The following is a 1,622-nucleotide window of genomic DNA, read 5'->3' as shown; positions in this document are numbered from 1 at the left end:
GTGTTGTGTCTGTAGTTTTTTACGGAGAGTTTGATCCTGGCTCAGGATGAACGCTGGCGGCGTGCTTAACACATGCAAGTCGAACGATGATGCCCAGCTTGCTGGGTGGATTAGTGGCGAACGGGTGAGTAACACGTGAGTAACCTGCCCTTGACTCTGGGATAAGCCTGGGAAACCGGGTCTAATACTGGATACGACCATCTGGCGCATGTCATGGTGGTGGAAAGCTTTTGCGGTTTTGGATGGACTCGCGGCCTATCAGCTTGTTGGCGGGGTAACGGCCCACCAAGGCGACGACGGGTAGCCGGCCTGAGAGGGTGACCGGCCACACTGGGACTGAGACACGGCCCAGACTCCTACGGGAGGCAGCAGTGGGGAATATTGCACAATGGGCGAAAGCCTGATGCAGCGACGCCGCGTGAGGGATGACGGCCTTCGGGTTGTAAACCTCTTTCAGCAGGGAAGAAGCGCAAGTGACGGTACCTGCAGAAGAAGTGCCGGCTAACTACGTGCCAGCAGCCGCGGTAATACGTAGGGCACAAGCGTTATCCGGAATTATTGGGCGTAAAGAGCTCGTAGGCGGTTTGTCGCGTCTGCTGTGAAAGCCCGGGGCTCAACCCCGGGTCTGCAGTGGGTACGGGCAGACTGGAGTGCAGTAGGGGAGACTGGAATTCCTGGTGTAGCGGTGGAATGCGCAGATATCAGGAGGAACACCGATGGCGAAGGCAGGTCTCTGGGCTGTAACTGACGCTGAGGAGCGAAAGCATGGGGAGCGAACAGGATTAGATACCCTGGTAGTCCATGCCGTAAACGTTGGGCACTAGGTGTGGGGGACATTCCACGTTTTCCGCGCCGTAGCTAACGCATTAAGTGCCCCGCCTGGGGAGTACGGCCGCAAGGCTAAAACTCAAAGGAATTGACGGGGGCCCGCACAAGCGGCGGAGCATGCGGATTAATTCGATGCAACGCGAAGAACCTTACCAAGGCTTGACATGGACCGGTAACGCCTGGAAACAGGTGCCCCACTTTGTGGCCGGTTCACAGGTGGTGCATGGTTGTCGTCAGCTCGTGTCGTGAGATGTTGGGTTAAGTCCCGCAACGAGCGCAACCCTCGTTCTATGTTGCCAGCGGTTCGGCCGGGGACTCATAGGAGACTGCCGGGGTCAACTCGGAGGAAGGTGGGGACGACGTCAAATCATCATGCCCCTTATGTCTTGGGCTTCACGCATGCTACAATGGCCGGTACAAAGGGTTGCGATACTGTGAGGTGGAGCCAATCCCAAAAAGCCGGTCTCAGTTCGGATTGAGGTCTGCAACTCGACCTCATGAAGTTGGAGTCGCTAGTAATCGCAGATCAGCAACGCTGCGGTGAATACGTTCCCGGGCCTTGTACACACCGCCCGTCAAGTCACGAAAGTTGGTAACACCCGAAGCCGGTGGCCTAACCCCTTGTGGGAGGGAGCCGTCGAAGGTGGGACCGGCGATTGGGACTAAGTCGTAACAAGGTAGCCGTACCGGAAGGTGCGGCTGGATCACCTCCTTTCTAAGGAGCACCTCGGATCGTGGTGTCCTTCCACTGTGTTGGATGCCTGGTCCGCAGGAGATGCCCATGTCGGGAACAT

1 rRNA gene is annotated in these 1,622 nt (G+C 57.4%); it reads left to right on the top strand.

From position 1 onward, the window contains the following. Positions 1-18 precede the first annotated feature (18 nt). Positions 19-1,543: ribosomal RNA gene (locus AC5RV6_RS16920) — 16S ribosomal RNA — on the top strand. Positions 1,544-1,622 lie beyond the last annotated feature (79 nt).

The organism is Arthrobacter saudimassiliensis (assembly GCF_059090665.1).
Note: the sequence above shows the minus strand (reverse complement) of the source record. Positions and strands in the feature narration are given on the sequence as shown.